A 15920-nucleotide genomic window follows, 5' to 3' on the forward strand; every position below is an offset into this window, starting at 1 on the left:
ACCCAAGGAGTTACTGCATGAAATTCAAAGCAGGCGATACCGTGACGTGGACAAGCAAATCAGGGGGTTTCTCCAAAACAAAAAGCGGCAAGGTCATAGCGGTCGTTCCGGCCAAAACGCCTTTCGAAAAAGTCATTGACCAACACAAAATCACCCAGGAGAACTTCAACCTCTCGCCGGCCAAGATGCCCGGGGCTCCTCGTGACCATGAGTCATACGTTGTTTTCGTTGAACCCGAGTCGAAACGGGCCAAGGGCCGAATCTACTGGCCGAACGTAAGCGGCCTGACTTCTCAGACATAAGCCCTTGCCACGCACGCGGCCGCAAGGCCGCAACCCCTAGCCCCAAGGAGGACGTCTATGCCCCACACCCGCCACATCGCCCTGCCCTTTCTCGCCCTGGCCACCCTGGTTCTGATCCTTATCCCCTGTTCTCCGGCCCAGGGCCAACCCAAGACCGCAGGCGAACTCACCGTCACGACCTGGAACGTGCAGTTCATGTGGGACGGGGTACTTCCGGAGGAAGGCCAGCTCGTTCGGAAAACACCCGAGGAGGCCGCAAAACACATGACGGACATTTCCACCGTCATCCGCCAGATAGACCCCGACATCCTCAACTTGGTCGAAGTTGAGAATATCGACGCCCTCAACCTCCTGAATTCGAGATACCTGAACGACCTTAGGTACTCCGCGTTTTTGGAGAACGGCACAGACACCTATACCGGCCAGGACGTTGGCCTGCTTACCCGGGTCAAACCAATCCAGGCCATCAAGCGCTATTCGCACCGGGGCAAGAGCGACGACGTGGAGAAATCCGTCTCGAAAAACTACTACGCCCTTTTCCATGTCGAGGACGTGCGGTTTGCGGTCATCACCCTCCACTTTCTGGCCATTCCGACGCACAAGGGCCGCGTGTTCGAGAGGCAGGCCCAGGCAGAGGCCATGGCCCATTTGGCGAGATTCTTGATCGGCCATGGCTATGAAATCATCATGCTGGGCGACTTCAACGATTACGATGGCCAAGTGCTCGACCTCAATCAGAACAGGCCGATCACGAAGGTCTTGGAGATATGCAAGCTCATGACGGACGACGATCCGTCCAACGACCTGACCAATGTGGCCATGTTCATTGAGCAGGATCAAAGATTCACGGCCCACTACGACAAGAACAAGAACGGCAAGATTGACGGGAGGCGCGAGCTTTCTGCCATCGACCACATTCTGGTTTCTTCGGGGATTGTCGAGAGACTGCATAGGGTCTGGATACATCAACAACAAGACGCGATGAAAGCCAGCGATCATTTCCCTGTGAACATGACATTCTCAACCTCAAAACAAATGCACTAACAACTGAAAGCACAGGTTAACAACCAATCTCCTTTTTAGTATTCTTATCTTATTTAAAGAGGAGGTATATATGAACTACTGAAGAATCGTCAGAATCATCATTTGAGTCATTCGGTTAATTTTGATTATCATCGAAATGATTTAAAACACTGGCCCTTCGGGGCCTTTTGCCTTTTTCAAAATAACCGCGACACTTCAGAAATAACTGCGACATTTCATAAAACACTGCGACATTTCAGAAATTTCCGCGACACGACAAGCCAACCCACGGCTGTGAAGGTCTCTTTGCATGCATTTAATAGCCTTTGTGTGGTAGAATAGAGTGAGAAGCGTACCCTACCAGACAAAAGATCCCCCTATAGGAGGCCACTCATATGCGCAAAATCAGCAAGCCGGTCATAAAAAAACACAAAGAGGCCTGCGCCCTTCTGAAAAAAGAGGGGGCGCTGACCCAGGATGAGCGCATTTTCGTTTTCGAGAACTGGCATGAAGGCGTTGACCATGACCAATCATGGGCTGGCGCCTTTTTTACGCCCTGGGACATGGCAGCCACAGGCTTTCGCATTGAAGCGCGTGCAGCCGGGCGTCGCGTGATAGACCTATGTGCCGGAATCGGCATTCTTTCGTATGCCTCTTGCGTCTGGGCCAACTTCGACACAGCTTCTGAAATAGTCTGCGTAGAACGCAACCCTCACTACGTCGAGGTGGGCAAGAAGGTTCTGCCGGAAGCCCGGTGGATATGTGCAGACGTGTTTGATTTGCCCAAAGACTTGGGGCATTTTGACGTAGCCATATCCAACCCGCCTTTCGGGAGGGTGCCGAAAAACGGCACGGCTCCACGCTATACCGGCCCTGAATTCGAGTACCACGCTATGGACATTTCGGCGGACCTTGCTGACTATGGCGTATTCATCATCCCGCAAGAGAGCGCGAGCTTCAGATATTCAGGAGTGCCATATTTCATGGATAAAAGTGAAGGAAAGCATCTCAAATTTCAGGAACAGACCGGAATTCGCATTGATCCCAACTGCGGTATCGACACCTCAATGTGGTCGAAAGAATGGCGCAACACCATTCAAACCCCGGAAATCGTCGTGTGCGACTACCAAGAAATGAGAGAGCATCAGCGGCACGAAACCGAAGAAGCGCATCTCTTCGAAACTGAACTCGAAGATTTGGCCGGAGTTGAGAACGAACCAGCTCTCCACATTAACTCTACACAGGGAAACCCCGTTCAGCTTTCCTTGTTTGACTGGGCGGCGTAGGAGGCATCGTGGAAATATCACAGGACCAGATTTCGGCCGAGGCCCAAAGAGCATTTAGCCCCACCGACTTTTTCATGCCTTTCGTCCCCTGGGAATCCCTGGATTGCAATGGATACTCGGCGTCAGTGTCCCCTCAAAACATCTTCACATCCCGCAAGGACATCCGCGTTTCACAGGTGCAACGCATCATCGGATACTATCTTGCCCACGGGGAAATGCCCGCCAAAAAGCACATCTACGTCAACAAGGTGAGCGGTTCCTACCAAATATCGCAGGACGGAAATCATAGGACAATAGCGGCACGACTACTGCGCTTGAAACGCATGCAGGTTAATGTTTCTGACGTGAGCTATGCCCGGGCTATACAGGAGAATATGGCGGCACGAATCAATGGGAAGTGGTATATGACGGACAAGTCCAGACTTGAAATGGGTGTTGTAAACATGTCTCACCCTATCCCTGGTATTCCAGGCATCTTAGACCGCCTTAAAATTTTGGGGTTTACTCTCATTGAAATTTCTTAACACTCTCTGCTCCACAACAACACCCCACGAGAACACAAACCGTAGCACAAAACACCAGTTGGATTGATCGGAAACTTGAGGTATAATATAGCTCAAGCATACACAAACAGAAATGAGGGCAGGAATGGCCATGAAAATCAAGTTCACTTTCAAAAAACAATCCCGATCAACGGGCCTTGCCGGCATCGGTGAGGGGTCACCCAATACGGACATCAAGCTCTGTGGCGTAGAGATCGGAATGATCTTCATCAACGACGGGGCATTCAATTCTGACGGGAAGGGATGGGGCGTCCGGGTTGAGGGCAACAACCCCAACTATCCGCAGGAAAATTGCCCGTGGAAGTGGGTGCAGTTCAAGCCGAGGTTTGCCACCGAGCCGGAAGCTCGACAGTGGGTCCAGGCCCATGCGGAAGGGATTTTTGATATTTTGTTTGAAGAATACAAGACGCTGGTTCAGAAGTAGCGCCGGAGGTGATGGAAATGAAATACAAAAGCGATAAAATCTACCGGCTGCTGTTCGACCATATCGGGTTGGAGCGTGGCGACGAACTCACGACCAAAATGGTCGAGGAACACCTGTCCGAGTTCACCAGGGCAAGCGACGACCTCAAAAGAATCAAAGCTGAAAATAAACGCCTGCGCCACGGGGTGCGAATGGTGTGGACTGAAGCTCGCCACTTCGACGAGGGTGCCGATTGCGAGTTTGATGGGGGCGAGGCTCTGAATAGCATGCCACGCATTGTTGAGTATGTTCGCGAAGCCATGCCCGAAGTCGAGGAGGTGTCCAATGGGAACTAAACCCGAGCTCAGAGCACGCGGGACACTCGGCCCAAGCTCCGCACCAGACCTTGCCGGGCCATGGGTTCTGGAGATGGTCGAAAATGGCAAGTCCCTTGCCCGAATGTCCGGATTCGGCTCTCCCGAACAGAAAAGCGATGCGCAGCGGATCGCAATTCTTTGGAACGAGTATCGCAATGTTTCTATGCAGGATCTTCCCGATGTGCTTTCTGGCATTGTGGACTTGTTCGAAGACATGGCGGCCTGGACGGATATCGACGGCATGTGCCAGTTTTGCAGCAAGGAAACGGCACAGGGAGAGCACCATCCGGATTGCCGGGGCGTCCGCGCTCAAGAGATCATCGCCAAACTCAAGGGAGAGGACCATGGCGAATAAATCCAAAATTTCACCCTTGAACGCCACGGCGACCGTGGCGGCGGCCATCATGGCCGAACGGCAACGGCAACACCGGGTGCCGGTGAGAAATCCAGAAAAAGTTGCGCACTGCATACACCACGCGCCCATGGCCGTGGGGGATGTTTTCTGGCTGCGGGAGCCGGGGTGGGTTGAAGATTATTCGCCCATAGATGGAGTCCTGACAGTAAAATATAAGGCCGATGGCATGATAGTGCCTGTTGAATGGCCCACGCGATTTTTATCCTCGAAGTGGGTCTTGAGACACCAGGGAATCCCAAACGGCATCTTCAAGGAGGCGGCCAGGACTTTCCGCGTAATCACGCGGGTGCGCGTTGAGCGGATTCAGGGCATAGGCGAAGAAGACGCGATTGCCGAGGGATTCGAACCGGACACATGCATTGGCCTCTCGGCCTGCGGTGGCCCGTGCGACGATTGCAGGCCCAAAGGAAGCGCTCGGACTCAGTTTCGCGATCTCTGGGACTCCCTCTACCCCGGCTCCTGGGACCGCAATGACTGGGTGTTGGTCTACGACCTGGTTCCGTGCGAAAAACCGGAGGGGTGGCCGCTATGACCACCAACCTTCCCGCCATCCACTCCCATGCCCTGGGCGGACTCCCGGCGATCCTCGCAATTGAGGCTGGCGAGTTCAACGAAATAGAACAGGCCCGAGTCGCGCTTATCGACTCAATGCGCATATGTCGGGCTTACGGCCAGCCTCTTCCTCGGCAAGCGAGACGTGAGGCTGGCAAGATATTTCTCCACACCAGGGCCACGAAAGCTGTGCTCAAGCTGAGGATGCTAATGATGCTACACAGGTCTTGAAAACCAGAAACGGGGTGACTCGTTCGGGGGTTCGCCCCCCTTCATCGACATTGCCATGACCTCGTATGCCCCACGATATGACAATTTTCTTCACACAGGCTGCTTTTTCCAATGGAGAAAGCGTCTTGTTGACGTAGTACTGCACGAATGCGCTCACGCCATTGAGCACAGCATTTCGGCCAGCCAGATTCCCGCAGCTTTGGACGGCGTGAAGTTGGATTATAACCATGGAGAAGGGTTTAAAACAGTTCTGGCCCACCTCACGGAGCACACCCTGACTTTAGTACAGGCATTGTGCGATGATTCCCAAGAATTTTCAACCGCTCAAATGTAAAGCATGTTATAATAGCTCCAGAAACACACACAAACAAGGAGCAACCCATGACCACCATCAGACAAACCAACCCGCTCTACCGCAACTATTACGAGTGCAGTTGCGGGCACACCTGGGAAGACGAATGGTCGTGCATGTGCAACGACCGTTGTCCGGAGTGCCGACTGGAAATCGAACCATACGACTCCGAAGACCTGACGGATCGCTGATCTGTTTTCGCACGACTGAGCAACTCAAAAGGAGCATTCCCCATGGAAAGACAGTGTTATGTTGATGTGTTTGGAGAAATCAACTTTCTTGACGACATGAAAGACTCCGAATTCGAGATCGTCCAGCAAAATGGGTTCAAGGAAGTTTGGATACTGGGTCCGGAAATTGGGGGAGAACAGGAGGTCATAGAAGAGTACGAGCTTCACGAATCTCTCGAAGCCCTTCAAGCCCGTTTGGCGAGCTAGAGAGAAACATGTACCTCCAACTCACAACCCGTTGCCAAATGACATGCAGCCACTGCTGTTGGTCATGCACGTCTAGCGGGCAGGACATGCCCATGCAGGCGTTCAAGGAAGCAATCCGCGTTGCCGCCAGCTTGGAATTCCCAATGCCGATTACGCTGGGAGGCGGGGAGCCTACCCTTCACCCCTTGTTCTGGGACATGGCCGAATTCGCGTCTCAAAACCTCCCTGAAGGCCACGTTGGCATCATCACCAACGGGCATGATCCGGAACAGGCTTTTCGTGTCCTGGAATGGCACTTGGCGGGACGGTTGGACGCAAAGCTCTCGCAGGACAAATTTCATGCCCCGATCAGCCAAGAGGTCGTTTCCGCATTCCGAAAGCATGGCCTGATTTTGGAGTCTGGCGGCAAACTTGTGAAGGTGGGACGTGCCCTTCAAAATGGTATTGGGGATTCAGTAAGGCACGATGGCACCCCTATCTGCATCTGCGACGAATTTTTCATGCCGCCGTCCGGAGAAATCTTCAGTTGCGGCTGCAAGCTGATGTCCTTTGGGACCGACCCAAGCGCCTGGGAAAACGCCTTCGAAAGCTTCTTCCGAACCGAACTCTACTCCTGCGTTTCTGTGTCTCGCTGGAAGAGTGAAAGGCTACAACGGCTCATGAGCAAGTCAAAAGGCACGACATTGGTGCGCCCCGAAGCGGTGCCACGGTGAAACCATCAAGAAATAGCTTCAAAGCAGCGGCCAGAGTTCTCTGGACAAGGTTTGAAGGAAGCCGGAGGGGGAATATATGGAAAGCAAGAAAGCAGTTTTCAGCGTCACCAAAAAAGATTTCACGATCACCTATTTTTCCGGGACTGGCGCGGGTGGCCAACACCGAAATCGCCACATGAACTGCGTGCGAATCAAGCACAACGAGACTGGCATCCTCTACACGGGGCAGTCTCATCGCGAGCGCGAGGCCAATTTCAAGGAAGCGTTTGTGGCCCTGTGCAACGACAAGCGCTTCCTGGCCTTCTGCCAGATGAGACTCGTGGAACTTGAGCGCCGGGAAACCCTTGAAGAACGGGTGGACAAGCTCATGGACCCGGGTGCCTTGAAAATTGAGATCCAGGAGAACGGCCGGTGGGTCGTTGAAAGTGAATAAGGAGAGCGCCATGGACTATTGTATCCGTTGCCAGATGGAAAAATCTGACGTCTGTGATGGCATCTGCCCGGAATGTCAGACGCAGATTGACAGAGAAACAGAGAAAGCCTTGGCGAGCGCCAACCCCAACCTCGGCCCATTCCGAGGCGACGTGGACATGCGCCGGGTCAACGGCAACCCCGGGACAAACGTGCCGTGGGAGATCGTTCACCATTCGCCCACGGGCTTCGAGTGGGGGTATGGGGGAAGCGGCCCGGCGGATCTGGCCCTGAACATCCTCCACCAGTTTTTGCCCCCCGGGTGTGATGGGGAGTCCCCTGTCAACTGCCACAAGGGCCAGGCTTCTCGTGTGGCCTTTCGCCTTCACCAGGGATTCAAGTGGCACTTCTTGGCCACAACCCCGGCAAGCGGCACCAGGATCGCCAAGGAGGCCATTTGGGGGTGGTTGGCTGGCCAGGGGGTGCCAACCGACCAAATCACCGCTCAGGGCTAAAAATGGAAGGCAACGAAGTGTCTTTAGGGGGGAGGAGGGTTTGAACACTTGGTCCCAACTTGGTCCCGGCTTGGTCCCAACCTGGAGAAGGCACAAACCAAAGGAAGGCTGAACCACATGCCTGGTAATGATTTCTTGTCGAACTACCCCGTCCTCTTTGAGGGCAAAAATCCGAACGCAGGCAATAAACGGTTGCTTTTCATGGCCAACGAACCGGATGCCGTGCGAATAGTAGACATTTCCTCTGACATCCAAGACGGGCGTCACAGCACGGTGATGGTCTTGGGGTTTGTAGAAGAAAAAGGGGAATGGGTCGCGAACCATGGGGAACGGCTTGCACTCAAGCTGCTGTTGGAAGAAAACGCGGCCTTGAAGGCCAAGGGTCTTCAGCTCCAAAGAGAAATAGAGGAGCTTGAGAAATAAAACGACCAACTTTCACAGTCTTTCAACTAAACTCCCCCGCCCTGAACGAAACAAAAGCCCGCCTTGGAATTCAAGGCGGGCTTTTCAAGATTCATTGCGCCACCCCATCAAACAAGCTGCTGCAGAACCCACACGACCTGGCCAACCATCCGTTTGGACATTTCTTCGGCAGGGATGGTCAAATCCATGTGTTTGTCATTGTCCGGTTTGAGCAGAAAGGTGTTCCCCTGCATGAACACCCGACGAATGACCAAACCCTGGTGAGGAAAATGCAGGGCGCACAGGGCACCGTCCGGGTGTTCCAGTCGGGCCTGGTCAATCCCCACGAAAGAACCGAAGCCGATGGCAGGCTCCATTGCCGCAGAGTTTACCTTGACCACCGCAAGTTTCGGCGGGCAGAGAGACTCGGGCATGGACAGTTCCTCGGTGGGATTGGGCACCCAGACTGTACCATCCTTGTCGGCCCCGGCCATTGTGGAAACCTGGACCACCCGACCGCGGCTGTTCATCCGAGAGGACGCCCCTGGGGCCTCGCGCAACAGAATGTCGGCCGGGATTTTGGCTTTGTTGTCGTGAATGTAGACCGGCTCGTTCCCCTCGGACAGCCAATCCGGATTGAGCCCGTGACTCCTGTACAGCCTGAGAAACCATTCGGAAGGGATGGAGCAACGGCGCTTTGCATCCGAAATTGACGACTGACGCACATCAAGCACCTCGGCCAACTGAACCTGGGTGCGTGCGCCGGTAGCCTTTTTGATGCGCTCCATGGCGCTTTCGAACCATTTCAACTGCGCCTCATCACACTTGCTTTCTTTTCTTGAATATCTTGGCATCATCACTCCACTTTCGTTAAATGTCTCCCCAAACATTGTACAACCATTCCAACTGCGTTGAATTATAACTCTTCCAAACCTCGGAAATCAATGATTCGAACTGACAAAAATCAGATTGATTGAGCCACATCCAAACCTCTGGCAGTTTAACCAGCACGTTATCCATTTTCACTGAGATGTCACACGGCCCTATGCCCGAATGATGACCATAAGATGCGTCTGGAGTTGCGAAAGAACGTTCACCCACGGAAGTATTTGAAAACACCTGGAATGCGGGGGTGAAAATGACAAGAGCGTGGCGCAATGAGGACAGCAGGGAAAAATCTCCACTGACAAGCATGTCGTTGAGTTTTATCGCCCAGGATTGCCCGTCATTGGAAAGGGAATAGCTGAACCTCTCGTTCCACTGTAACGGCACATCCTCGAAGTGAGGCCTGTAAATGCTTTTCCCAATTTCCATATCCTGGGAGGCCTCAAAACGCCCGGCCCCCACCATGTAGCAACGCTTGGCCAGCCGATACAGGTCAAGGTAGTATGGGCACAGACGATTTCTTGCATCCCGGTCGGTTGGGATACAGGTCGCTGAACCATTGAAGAAGCTGCCCAGACACCTAGAAACATAATCCGCCCAAGAGGCATTTACGTATTCCTCTCGCAGAGACGCAAAAGCCTTTGCCAGAGGATCTCCTTTCCCCCCGGAGAGGGCGTTCAGATTCCCGTGGCAGTATTCTGTGTAGCCACTGTCAGGAGAGCATTCCAAGGCGACTTTCGCGGCCTCGAGGAGGGCGCGGGCATATTTGGTCTGGACCAAGAGATCGCCCTTTATGGCCATGTATTTTTGAATTTCGACAGCCAGAAACCGGATGTCCGATCTGCGAAGCCGTTCTCCCTGAACTATGGTCCAGAAAATCCTCGAGAATTTTTCGAATACGAGGTTTGGGTGCTCTGCTTGTTTAAGAAGAACCCCCATCATCCCCTGGACCCAGCCCGGCAGATCCCGAAGTTTTCTGTACTTCCAGTTACGGACAGTCTCGGGAGGGGTGTTACTCACATGGGCAAACTCGGATTCGGACATCCCGAGCACATACAAAAGACGGGCAAATTGGTCGTAGTCCATGGGTTTTCTCCTCCGGTTCAAACTGCCTGTTGAATCAACACATGTCAAGCGTGTGTTAATTAGTGTTGATATTCAACGTTGAACAATCCGCATAAATTTGCTGAGCATACAACAACAATGTGCTCTAAAAGCACTTGAATTAGTGAGAGTAAAAATATTACAAAATCCTTTCTTTTGGTAAGATTTCTTGATAGAATGAAAATCATCAAGAGCTGGCAAGTCTCTGCCGGACAAAAGGAGGGTCGGAAAATGAACGGAAAATACGCCATCATCGACAATTTCAGCGGGTTTTTCTGGGGTCAGGCGGAAGCCGAGGATGCAATGAGCGCTTGTCGCGCCTTGGACACCGAAATCGCCCCCGGAGATCCAGCCCAATACGAACGGTGCTACCCCCATGATCTGGCCGCGAATGAGTCCGGCTACCACGTCTATCAAATATCGCCGGAACTCTTTGCGTGGCTGGCAGGCCAAGACGGTCAGGACCAGACGGTTATTGACCGCATTGAGGCCGAGGGGCAGCACGAAGAGTCTTTTCGCACAATCCGCGGGGACAGGGTGACTGACTACTTCGTTGGTGAACTGAGAAAAGCCCTTTACGCCACACGAATGGACCCTTCTGACGCAGACCTCTTCGCTATCTGGTACTACGAAAATACTACCGGGGCGGAAGACCACTCCATCGACGCCATCCTCAAGGAAATCGATCAAATCATCGACGATGCCAGCGCGGAGGGTCGGGAAAGCGCCGTCTACGAGATCCGGGCCTTCGAGGCCACTTCTGGAAAGCCGGAGGCTTTCAGCTTCACCTTTAACATGGAGGACTAGGCCATGGCCATGCAGATTATCATCAACGAGACAGGGGCCACCGAGACGTTGACCATGATCAACCCGGACAGCGGCGTGGATTGCGTGGTTGATTTTATTGGCAACACTGGAGCATTGGCCAACGGTGAGATTGTTTGGGACGACGACCACGGCGCCTACCGTTGCGACCAGGACACTTACGACTGGTGGGAGAGAGTGATCGCGGCTCACGAGGCGATGGAGCAACGCATAGATGGATTGGAGATTGAGCACGGGAAGGATACTGTCCAGAAAGCCATCGGCAATTCCGCCGAGTGTGATCTTGAGGACGTGCCCACCTACGTCAACCGAGCTCTGAACGATGCCTTTGGCCTACCGACACTGATAAGGCCGATGGGCAAAAAAGGAAAATGAGATGACCACCAACGGATCGGAAAAAGAAAAACGCGGCCGCACCAAACAGATGCCCACCGCCGGAAGGAGAATGGTTTCGTGTCGAGTTGACGAGGCGACACGGAAATGTTTGGCCGAGCTATTTCCAACACCGTCCGGGGGTGTCTCGTGGGTGGCGGACTGGGCCGCAAACGCGATTCATCGCTCCCTGCGCGAAGCCCTTACCAAGTTTACTCAAAACGAGAAACTGGCCTTGCTCGACATGCACAATGGCCATCACCTCATGCCCCGCATGTGCGGACCGGACCACCTTGCGCTGATGGTGAGGGACTCTGCTCCCGACGGCCTACCCGACAAGTGGGGGTATGACAGCGAGGAGCTGACCTTGAAGTGTGAAAGGTTGTCGTCCCTTGAGGCCATGGCCGTGGCCGTATGGTCTTGCGCCTTCTGGACGTCAGGGCACTGGGAAAAAATCAGTCCTGAAGAGTACACTGAAGGGTGATTTCATGCCGCTTCCGAACAAAGGCAATCCTGTTTGCCCACATTGTGATAGTCACCCAACTAGAAAGATTGGAAAAGATCGCGAAGGAAGGCAGCGCTACCGCTGCAACAACTGTCTGAAGATATTCATCCTGGAGCCCAAATTCTGTGTCATTTGCAGCGCAGAGATTCCGCGTGACAGGTTGAACGGCAATACTTGCTCCGAAACATGTTGGGAAAAGAAGCGTCGGGACATCTGGCTTGAACACTACTACAGGCGTGTAGCATTGGACCCCGATCTGAACAGAAAACGACACGAACAAGCCAAGGCGCGGCCAGGATTTGATGAGTCGATGGCGCGTCAGCATAAAAACAAGTGGGAGCGCATCAGGAGCGACCCGGAAAAGCACGAAAAAAGTAGGGAGAAGGCCCGACTCTGGTATGCTCAAAACAAGGAAAGGGTTCTAGCACAACGAAAAGAGCGACTTGATAAAATGTCTCCCGATGAGCTGAATAAGTGGATGGAGTCAGCGAGAAAACGAAACCAGGCGTACCGCAAAAAATGGCACAAGGAATTGCGCAGTAACCCAGAGCTCCACCAGAAGTATCTGGATCGCCTGACTGAATACCGTCGCCGCCGCGCACTGGCAGAACTGCTTTCCGTTGGCACAAAAATTCAGGAGAAATTTGATGAGTGAACTCGTAAACTGGAATATTCAGGACGTGGCCGAATTGGCTTCGGCCAGTACGACGCAGTTGAAGGAGGAGTTGGCGAAGGCTGTCACCATCACGGCCGAGACCCTCCAGTACATGGGGAGGATCTGGCAGGAGCTTGAAAGACGTGGCGAAGACATGTCGGAGCTTCGTAGCGGCCTGGCCGCCTACCTCCCCGCCATTGCCTCCGGCCGCCTTCGCGCCGAGGCAGTGGTGCGGTTCGCGGGGAAAGCCATGCTTCTCAACAAAATGGCGGCCCTGCCCATCAACCAACAGGACGAGCTGCTCGCGGCTGGTGAAATTGAGGTGATCACTCCCAACTCGGACGGGGAAATGGATGCCCAGAGGGTGCCGCTGCACCGGGTGAGTTCGGAACACTTGCGTGTCGCGTTCGGCCCTCACGGGTTGAGAAACCTGAAACAGCAACGAGTGTTTGCCCTTCCGGTAGCGCGGCCCAGGAAGGCAAAGCGGGCAGTGGACACTACTCTCAACTTTGATGATCGTGGATTTCTTCGGAGCGGCAGGATGGCTGTCACAGCAAGAGGAGAGCGTATCGGGGTCAGAGAGATTGCCAGGGCCGTCGCGGATCACCTTGGAGTGGAAATTGAACTTCCTGGAAGTGAAGACCGAGCCGACGACAGACCAGGGGAAATTGCTGGCTAGATGGGCTCTTTCCCTGGGCTCTCGACGTGTTGCTTTAACACGGAAAGCCCCGGCCAATTTCTCGCACCAGGAGTGCGAGTTTTTCTCTCACCATCAGCAGAGCGCAAACCTGCGGTCACACAAAACGGCTAGGGTTTACCCTCGTAAGTAGAAGCGGCAGTTGTTGCAAAATTTGCTACAACTGCCCATATGCGGACTGCCAGCATGTCATGCACGCTGACGAAAACGCTGCAATCAACATAGGGAGGAAGTGGGCCACACAGAAGTTGGCAGAAAGCGGCGAAATAGTCTAAAGCACGCCCCAAAGATTGCGGCAACGTTTGCTCAATCAGTACGTTGAACGATGATATGAATTATACAGCCGCCCGGGCCACCTGCGCCTTGAGCATGGATAGTCGCGCCCTTCGCGGGCGTGTGGGTTGAAATCGTCCGCGACAATCCCCTAACACCCCTAACCCAAAAAAACGCCCCCCCGGTTGAGTGTAGATACCGGGGGGCGTTCTCTATAGAGGCACGTTCTTCGCGTGCCTTGCAGGCTCTTAGCTCTGGTCGGGGGCTCGAATTCTCTGCATGGCTTCTCCAGGGTTGATTGCCGGAATACGGCGGCTTTGACTTTCTGTGAAGGGCCGCCTCACTACCTACTGCTGGCTAGAGTACCTAGACGAATCCGGACGGGTATTGGCTCATCGCGCCTCCTGTGGGAATATGTCCATGAGTGTTTTTTGGCCAATCGGGCAAGACAACACTAAAAATCTCACCCTTGCCGATGCCGAGGCCATATTTTTAGATGTTGGGCTCATTCTTGTAAGTGTTCATAGACATCACCTCCTTCACTAAATTTTGTTTTCCTTTCGGCAATTTAATTATACCACATTCAACCGAGCCTACAAAGGCAAATTTTGCAACATGCCAAGAATTTTTAAAACCACGTATAGGCAACATCTTCGACACTAAACATCACAAGGCTCTCCGTTAAAGACAAACAGCAAAGCGCACATTTCTTAATAGAGAGGGGTTTTGGTGAGAAGGCTAAACTCAAAGAAAGTCACGCCCCACCTCTTGATTTTGAGAAAAAAGCACAGTATGGTGTATCTAGGTTGGGCTTTAGAAACAGAATACTTTGGATTACGAGGTTCCCATGCCCCAAAAATCAAATGCAGCGAATGCCCTTACCACCACAGCCAGAGACAGGCTTGCCGAAATGGGAGGGAACATCCGCAAGGCCCGAACCAGAAGGGGGATCACTCAAAAAGACCTGGCGCTCCGCACGTCAGTGAGCCCGGTTACAATCGGCAAACTTGAAAAGGGAGATCCAACGGTTGGGCTGAGCGTATTGGCCATGGCTCTCGACGTTCTTGGGCTTGTTGACGACATTACTCTGTTGGCCAACCCTAATACCGATTCAACTGGAAAGGCACTCGAAGAAGCCAGACCTGTCAAAAGAGTCCAGAAGCGCTCTCGCTCTAAGAATCTTGATTTCTAGGGGACAAAACCATGCCCACAGACCAGACATATGTTTATCTCCATATATGGACCCGCCCTGATGGCAAGAGATATTTTTAGGCAAAACTGAATCAGATGCAGTCATATATCCGGCCTGTTTATGAGCGTTTTGTTGCTCTGGCCTTGATGGGAATCCGCGCTTTCGATCCTTATCACCTTATCGACTTTTCTAGTCCGTGGACATACCAGGTTCTTCGAAAGCCGGTCTGACCTGTTTGCCGTCAGCTATCTCTTGGGCATCTTTTACGGAAATAACTTCTCTGGTTATGCTGCTTGATAAAATTCTTCGTCTTTAGTCAATACTGCCCAAACTATTCGTGCTGTCTTATTGGCTTGAGCTACCACGGCTTTCATTGTTCCTCGCCGAGCTACAATGTCGGCAACCCAACGATTTCTGCTATCGATTTTTCCCTGACATCGATACACAACACTGCGTGCTCCATGAACAAGTAGTTTTCTTGCGTAACAATTCCCTCGCTTACTAATACCCATCAATCGATCTTTCCCCCCAGAAGAGTGTTGCCTTGGAGTTAGGCCAAGCCAGGACGCAAACTGCCGACCATTTTTGAAAACACTCGGATCTCCAACTATTGAAACAAGAGCTGTAGCTGTCAGCAAACCAATTCCGGGGATGGTGAGTAACTTTTGGCATTCTTTGGACTGTTTACAAAGCTGATGTAGACGGCTTTCATACTTTTCGATTTTTTCATCTAAATCACAAAGATCAGTATAAAGATCTGAAAAGAAATCTCTTTCTAGCAAAGTCAGACGATTGTCCAAATCTTCAACAATTTCAGGCAACATCTTTCTAATTGAACGAACACCTTGTGGTATGGATATACCTGATTCAAGAAGTAAGCCTCGGGCCTGATTGACCACGCTAGTTCTGCCGCGAACCAGTCGTTCTCTGATCCGGTGCAGAGCTTGGAGATTGAGTTGCTCTTCACTTTTTATTGGAACAAAGCGCATATTGGGCCGAGTCACAGCTTCACAAACAGCTTCAGCGTCATTTGCATCGTTCTTATTGGTCTTGACGTAAGGCTTGACATACTGAGGCGGCATCTGACGAACCTCATGCCCCAACTTTTCTAATTCTCGAGCCCAAAAGTGAGATCCACAGCAGGCCTCAATGCCAATTAGGCAAGGCTTTAAGTTAACAAAGAATAACAAGAACTTGTTTCGAGTAAGTCGCTTTTTCAATACGACTTTACCGACAGAATCTACGCCATGAAGTTGAAAAACGTTTTTTGCCAGATCAATGCCGATGGTGGTAATGTCTTTCATTGGACCCGCTTCCTTACGTTTAAGCTTGCTACGTCATGTACAAGCTTGGTGGCAGCCTAGGCTGACCCCGGTGAAAAGCCAAAGAGCTTATCAAGGGGCGGGTCCATCCCATTACCTTGATGGGGA

The 15920-nt window shown here is 52.5% G+C and carries 23 protein-coding genes; 20 read left to right on the top strand and 3 right to left on the bottom strand.

Translation table 11 applies throughout. The features are described 5' to 3' along the window. Positions 1-17: 17 nt before the first annotated feature. From QQS14_RS01610 to QQS14_RS01675, 14 genes are all read left to right on the top strand, one after another. A complete protein-coding gene (locus QQS14_RS01610) occupies positions 18-302 on the top strand; it encodes a hypothetical protein (RefSeq protein WP_285905140.1) in 285 nt (94 codons plus the stop codon). A 57-nt stretch (positions 303-359) separates the two neighbouring features. Further along, positions 360-1346, top strand: coding sequence for an endonuclease/exonuclease/phosphatase family protein (locus tag QQS14_RS01615; RefSeq protein ID WP_285905141.1), 987 nt, complete (start codon positions 360-362; stop codon positions 1344-1346). A 374-nt stretch (positions 1347-1720) separates the two neighbouring features. After that, positions 1721-2611 carry a methyltransferase gene (locus QQS14_RS01620; protein ID WP_285905142.1) on the top strand — a complete coding sequence of 297 codons (891 nt, stop codon included), beginning with the start codon at positions 1721-1723 and terminating at the stop codon, positions 2609-2611. Between the two features lie 8 nt (positions 2612-2619). Continuing rightward, positions 2620-3135 (top strand): hypothetical protein, encoded by a 516-nt coding sequence (locus tag QQS14_RS01625; RefSeq protein WP_285905143.1) that lies wholly within the window; start codon positions 2620-2622, stop codon positions 3133-3135. Positions 3136-3265: 130 nt separating this feature from the next. Then, positions 3266-3598, top strand: a complete 333-nt coding sequence (locus QQS14_RS01630; RefSeq protein ID WP_285905144.1) for a hypothetical protein — start codon at positions 3266-3268, stop codon at positions 3596-3598. A gap of 11 nt (positions 3599-3609) precedes the next feature. After that, positions 3610-3933, top strand: coding sequence for a hypothetical protein (locus QQS14_RS01635; protein ID WP_285905145.1), 324 nt, complete (start codon positions 3610-3612; stop codon positions 3931-3933). Then, a complete protein-coding gene (locus tag QQS14_RS01640; RefSeq protein WP_285905146.1) occupies positions 3923-4309 on the top strand; it encodes a hypothetical protein in 387 nt (128 codons plus the stop codon). Before QQS14_RS01635 ends, QQS14_RS01640 begins: the two co-directional genes overlap by 11 nt. Next, on the top strand, positions 4299-4901 hold the full coding sequence (locus QQS14_RS01645; RefSeq protein WP_285905147.1) for a hypothetical protein: 603 nt from the start codon (positions 4299-4301) through the stop codon (positions 4899-4901). Before QQS14_RS01640 ends, QQS14_RS01645 begins: the two co-directional genes overlap by 11 nt. 632 nt (positions 4902-5533) lie before the next feature. Beyond that, complete coding sequence (locus tag QQS14_RS01650) at positions 5534-5695, top strand: hypothetical protein (RefSeq protein ID WP_285905148.1); 162 nt, start codon at positions 5534-5536, stop codon at positions 5693-5695. A gap of 42 nt (positions 5696-5737) precedes the next feature. Further along, positions 5738-5941: a hypothetical protein gene (locus QQS14_RS01655; RefSeq protein ID WP_285905149.1), complete on the top strand. Its 204-nt coding sequence runs from the start codon at positions 5738-5740 to the stop codon at positions 5939-5941. Between the two features lie 8 nt (positions 5942-5949). Continuing rightward, positions 5950-6654, top strand: coding sequence for a radical SAM protein (locus tag QQS14_RS01660; RefSeq protein WP_345782782.1), 705 nt, complete (start codon positions 5950-5952; stop codon positions 6652-6654). A gap of 76 nt (positions 6655-6730) precedes the next feature. Continuing rightward, complete coding sequence (locus tag QQS14_RS01665; RefSeq protein WP_285905151.1) at positions 6731-7087, top strand: peptide chain release factor family protein; 357 nt, start codon at positions 6731-6733, stop codon at positions 7085-7087. 10 nt (positions 7088-7097) lie between these two features. Next, complete coding sequence (locus tag QQS14_RS01670) at positions 7098-7580, top strand: DUF6166 domain-containing protein (protein ID WP_285905152.1); 483 nt, start codon at positions 7098-7100, stop codon at positions 7578-7580. 117 nt (positions 7581-7697) lie between these two features. Then, positions 7698-8003 carry a hypothetical protein gene (locus QQS14_RS01675; protein ID WP_285905153.1) on the top strand — a complete coding sequence of 102 codons (306 nt, stop codon included), beginning with the start codon at positions 7698-7700 and terminating at the stop codon, positions 8001-8003. A gap of 107 nt (positions 8004-8110) precedes the next feature. Here the strand turns inward: QQS14_RS01675 and QQS14_RS01680 are convergent, their stop codons facing one another. Together QQS14_RS01680 and QQS14_RS01685 are read right to left on the bottom strand one after the other, a co-directional pair. Further along, complete coding sequence (locus QQS14_RS01680; protein WP_285905154.1) at positions 8111-8872, bottom strand: LexA family transcriptional regulator; 762 nt, start codon at positions 8870-8872, stop codon at positions 8111-8113. Beyond that, a complete protein-coding gene (locus QQS14_RS01685) occupies positions 8853-9953 on the bottom strand; it encodes a hypothetical protein (protein ID WP_285905155.1) in 1101 nt (366 codons plus the stop codon). Before QQS14_RS01685 ends, QQS14_RS01680 begins: the two co-directional genes overlap by 20 nt. 249 nt (positions 9954-10202) lie before the next feature. On the opposite strand from QQS14_RS01685, the gene QQS14_RS01690 reads away from it, so the two are divergent. The 6 genes from QQS14_RS01690 to QQS14_RS01715 all read left to right on the top strand — a co-directional run bounded on the left by QQS14_RS01690 (position 10203) and on the right by QQS14_RS01715 (position 14490). Continuing rightward, the gene (locus tag QQS14_RS01690) at positions 10203-10778 is read left to right on the top strand and encodes a hypothetical protein (RefSeq protein WP_285905156.1); all 576 of its coding nucleotides are present in this window, start codon (positions 10203-10205) and stop codon (positions 10776-10778) included. Between the two features lie 3 nt (positions 10779-10781). Further along, positions 10782-11171 carry a hypothetical protein gene (locus QQS14_RS01695; RefSeq protein ID WP_285905157.1) on the top strand — a complete coding sequence of 130 codons (390 nt, stop codon included), beginning with the start codon at positions 10782-10784 and terminating at the stop codon, positions 11169-11171. 1 nt (position 11172) lies between these two features. Beyond that, the gene (locus QQS14_RS01700; RefSeq protein WP_285905158.1) at positions 11173-11652 is read left to right on the top strand and encodes a hypothetical protein; all 480 of its coding nucleotides are present in this window, start codon (positions 11173-11175) and stop codon (positions 11650-11652) included. A 4-nt stretch (positions 11653-11656) separates the two neighbouring features. Continuing rightward, positions 11657-12328 carry an IS1/IS1595 family N-terminal zinc-binding domain-containing protein gene (locus QQS14_RS16590; protein ID WP_425607903.1) on the top strand — a complete coding sequence of 224 codons (672 nt, stop codon included), beginning with the start codon at positions 11657-11659 and terminating at the stop codon, positions 12326-12328. Then, positions 12321-13007, top strand: a complete 687-nt coding sequence (locus tag QQS14_RS01710) for a hypothetical protein (protein WP_285905159.1) — start codon at positions 12321-12323, stop codon at positions 13005-13007. Before QQS14_RS16590 ends, QQS14_RS01710 begins: the two co-directional genes overlap by 8 nt. A 1138-nt stretch (positions 13008-14145) precedes the next feature. Further along, on the top strand, positions 14146-14490 hold the full coding sequence (locus QQS14_RS01715; protein WP_285905160.1) for a helix-turn-helix domain-containing protein: 345 nt from the start codon (positions 14146-14148) through the stop codon (positions 14488-14490). A 284-nt stretch (positions 14491-14774) separates the two neighbouring features. Here QQS14_RS01715 and QQS14_RS01720 read toward each other — a convergent pair whose 3' ends face one another. Further along, on the bottom strand, positions 14775-15794 hold the full coding sequence (locus QQS14_RS01720; RefSeq protein WP_285905161.1) for an IS110 family RNA-guided transposase: 1020 nt from the start codon (positions 15792-15794) through the stop codon (positions 14775-14777). Positions 15795-15920 lie beyond the last annotated feature (126 nt).

This window comes from Pseudodesulfovibrio pelocollis (assembly GCF_030282845.1).
Lineage (GTDB): Bacteria > Desulfobacterota > Desulfovibrionia > Desulfovibrionales > Desulfovibrionaceae > Pseudodesulfovibrio > Pseudodesulfovibrio pelocollis.

Coding starts and splice junctions, on each gene's coding strand:
- QQS14_RS01610 (WP_285905140.1), top strand. CDS start 18: ATGAAATTCAAAGCAGGCGATACCGTGACGTGGACAAGCAAATCAGGG.
- QQS14_RS01615 (WP_285905141.1), top strand. CDS start 360: ATGCCCCACACCCGCCACATCGCCCTGCCCTTTCTCGCCCTGGCCACC.
- QQS14_RS01620 (WP_285905142.1), top strand. CDS start 1,721: ATGCGCAAAATCAGCAAGCCGGTCATAAAAAAACACAAAGAGGCCTGC.
- QQS14_RS01630 (WP_285905144.1), top strand. CDS start 3,266: ATGAAAATCAAGTTCACTTTCAAAAAACAATCCCGATCAACGGGCCTT.
- QQS14_RS01635 (WP_285905145.1), top strand. CDS start 3,610: ATGGAAATGAAATACAAAAGCGATAAAATCTACCGGCTGCTGTTCGAC.
- QQS14_RS01640 (WP_285905146.1), top strand. CDS start 3,923: ATGGGAACTAAACCCGAGCTCAGAGCACGCGGGACACTCGGCCCAAGC.
- QQS14_RS01645 (WP_285905147.1), top strand. CDS start 4,299: ATGGCGAATAAATCCAAAATTTCACCCTTGAACGCCACGGCGACCGTG.
- QQS14_RS01650 (WP_285905148.1), top strand. CDS start 5,534: ATGACCACCATCAGACAAACCAACCCGCTCTACCGCAACTATTACGAG.
- QQS14_RS01655 (WP_285905149.1), top strand. CDS start 5,738: ATGGAAAGACAGTGTTATGTTGATGTGTTTGGAGAAATCAACTTTCTT.
- QQS14_RS01660 (WP_345782782.1), top strand. CDS start 5,950: ATGTACCTCCAACTCACAACCCGTTGCCAAATGACATGCAGCCACTGC.
- QQS14_RS01665 (WP_285905151.1), top strand. CDS start 6,731: ATGGAAAGCAAGAAAGCAGTTTTCAGCGTCACCAAAAAAGATTTCACG.
- QQS14_RS01670 (WP_285905152.1), top strand. CDS start 7,098: ATGGACTATTGTATCCGTTGCCAGATGGAAAAATCTGACGTCTGTGAT.
- QQS14_RS01675 (WP_285905153.1), top strand. CDS start 7,698: ATGCCTGGTAATGATTTCTTGTCGAACTACCCCGTCCTCTTTGAGGGC.
- QQS14_RS01680 (WP_285905154.1), bottom strand. CDS start 8,872: ATGTTTGGGGAGACATTTAACGAAAGTGGAGTGATGATGCCAAGATAT.
- QQS14_RS01685 (WP_285905155.1), bottom strand. CDS start 9,953: ATGGACTACGACCAATTTGCCCGTCTTTTGTATGTGCTCGGGATGTCC.
- QQS14_RS01690 (WP_285905156.1), top strand. CDS start 10,203: ATGAACGGAAAATACGCCATCATCGACAATTTCAGCGGGTTTTTCTGG.
- QQS14_RS01695 (WP_285905157.1), top strand. CDS start 10,782: ATGGCCATGCAGATTATCATCAACGAGACAGGGGCCACCGAGACGTTG.
- QQS14_RS01700 (WP_285905158.1), top strand. CDS start 11,173: ATGACCACCAACGGATCGGAAAAAGAAAAACGCGGCCGCACCAAACAG.
- QQS14_RS16590 (WP_425607903.1), top strand. CDS start 11,657: ATGCCGCTTCCGAACAAAGGCAATCCTGTTTGCCCACATTGTGATAGT.
- QQS14_RS01710 (WP_285905159.1), top strand. CDS start 12,321: ATGAGTGAACTCGTAAACTGGAATATTCAGGACGTGGCCGAATTGGCT.
- QQS14_RS01715 (WP_285905160.1), top strand. CDS start 14,146: ATGCCCCAAAAATCAAATGCAGCGAATGCCCTTACCACCACAGCCAGA.
- QQS14_RS01720 (WP_285905161.1), bottom strand. CDS start 15,794: ATGAAAGACATTACCACCATCGGCATTGATCTGGCAAAAAACGTTTTT.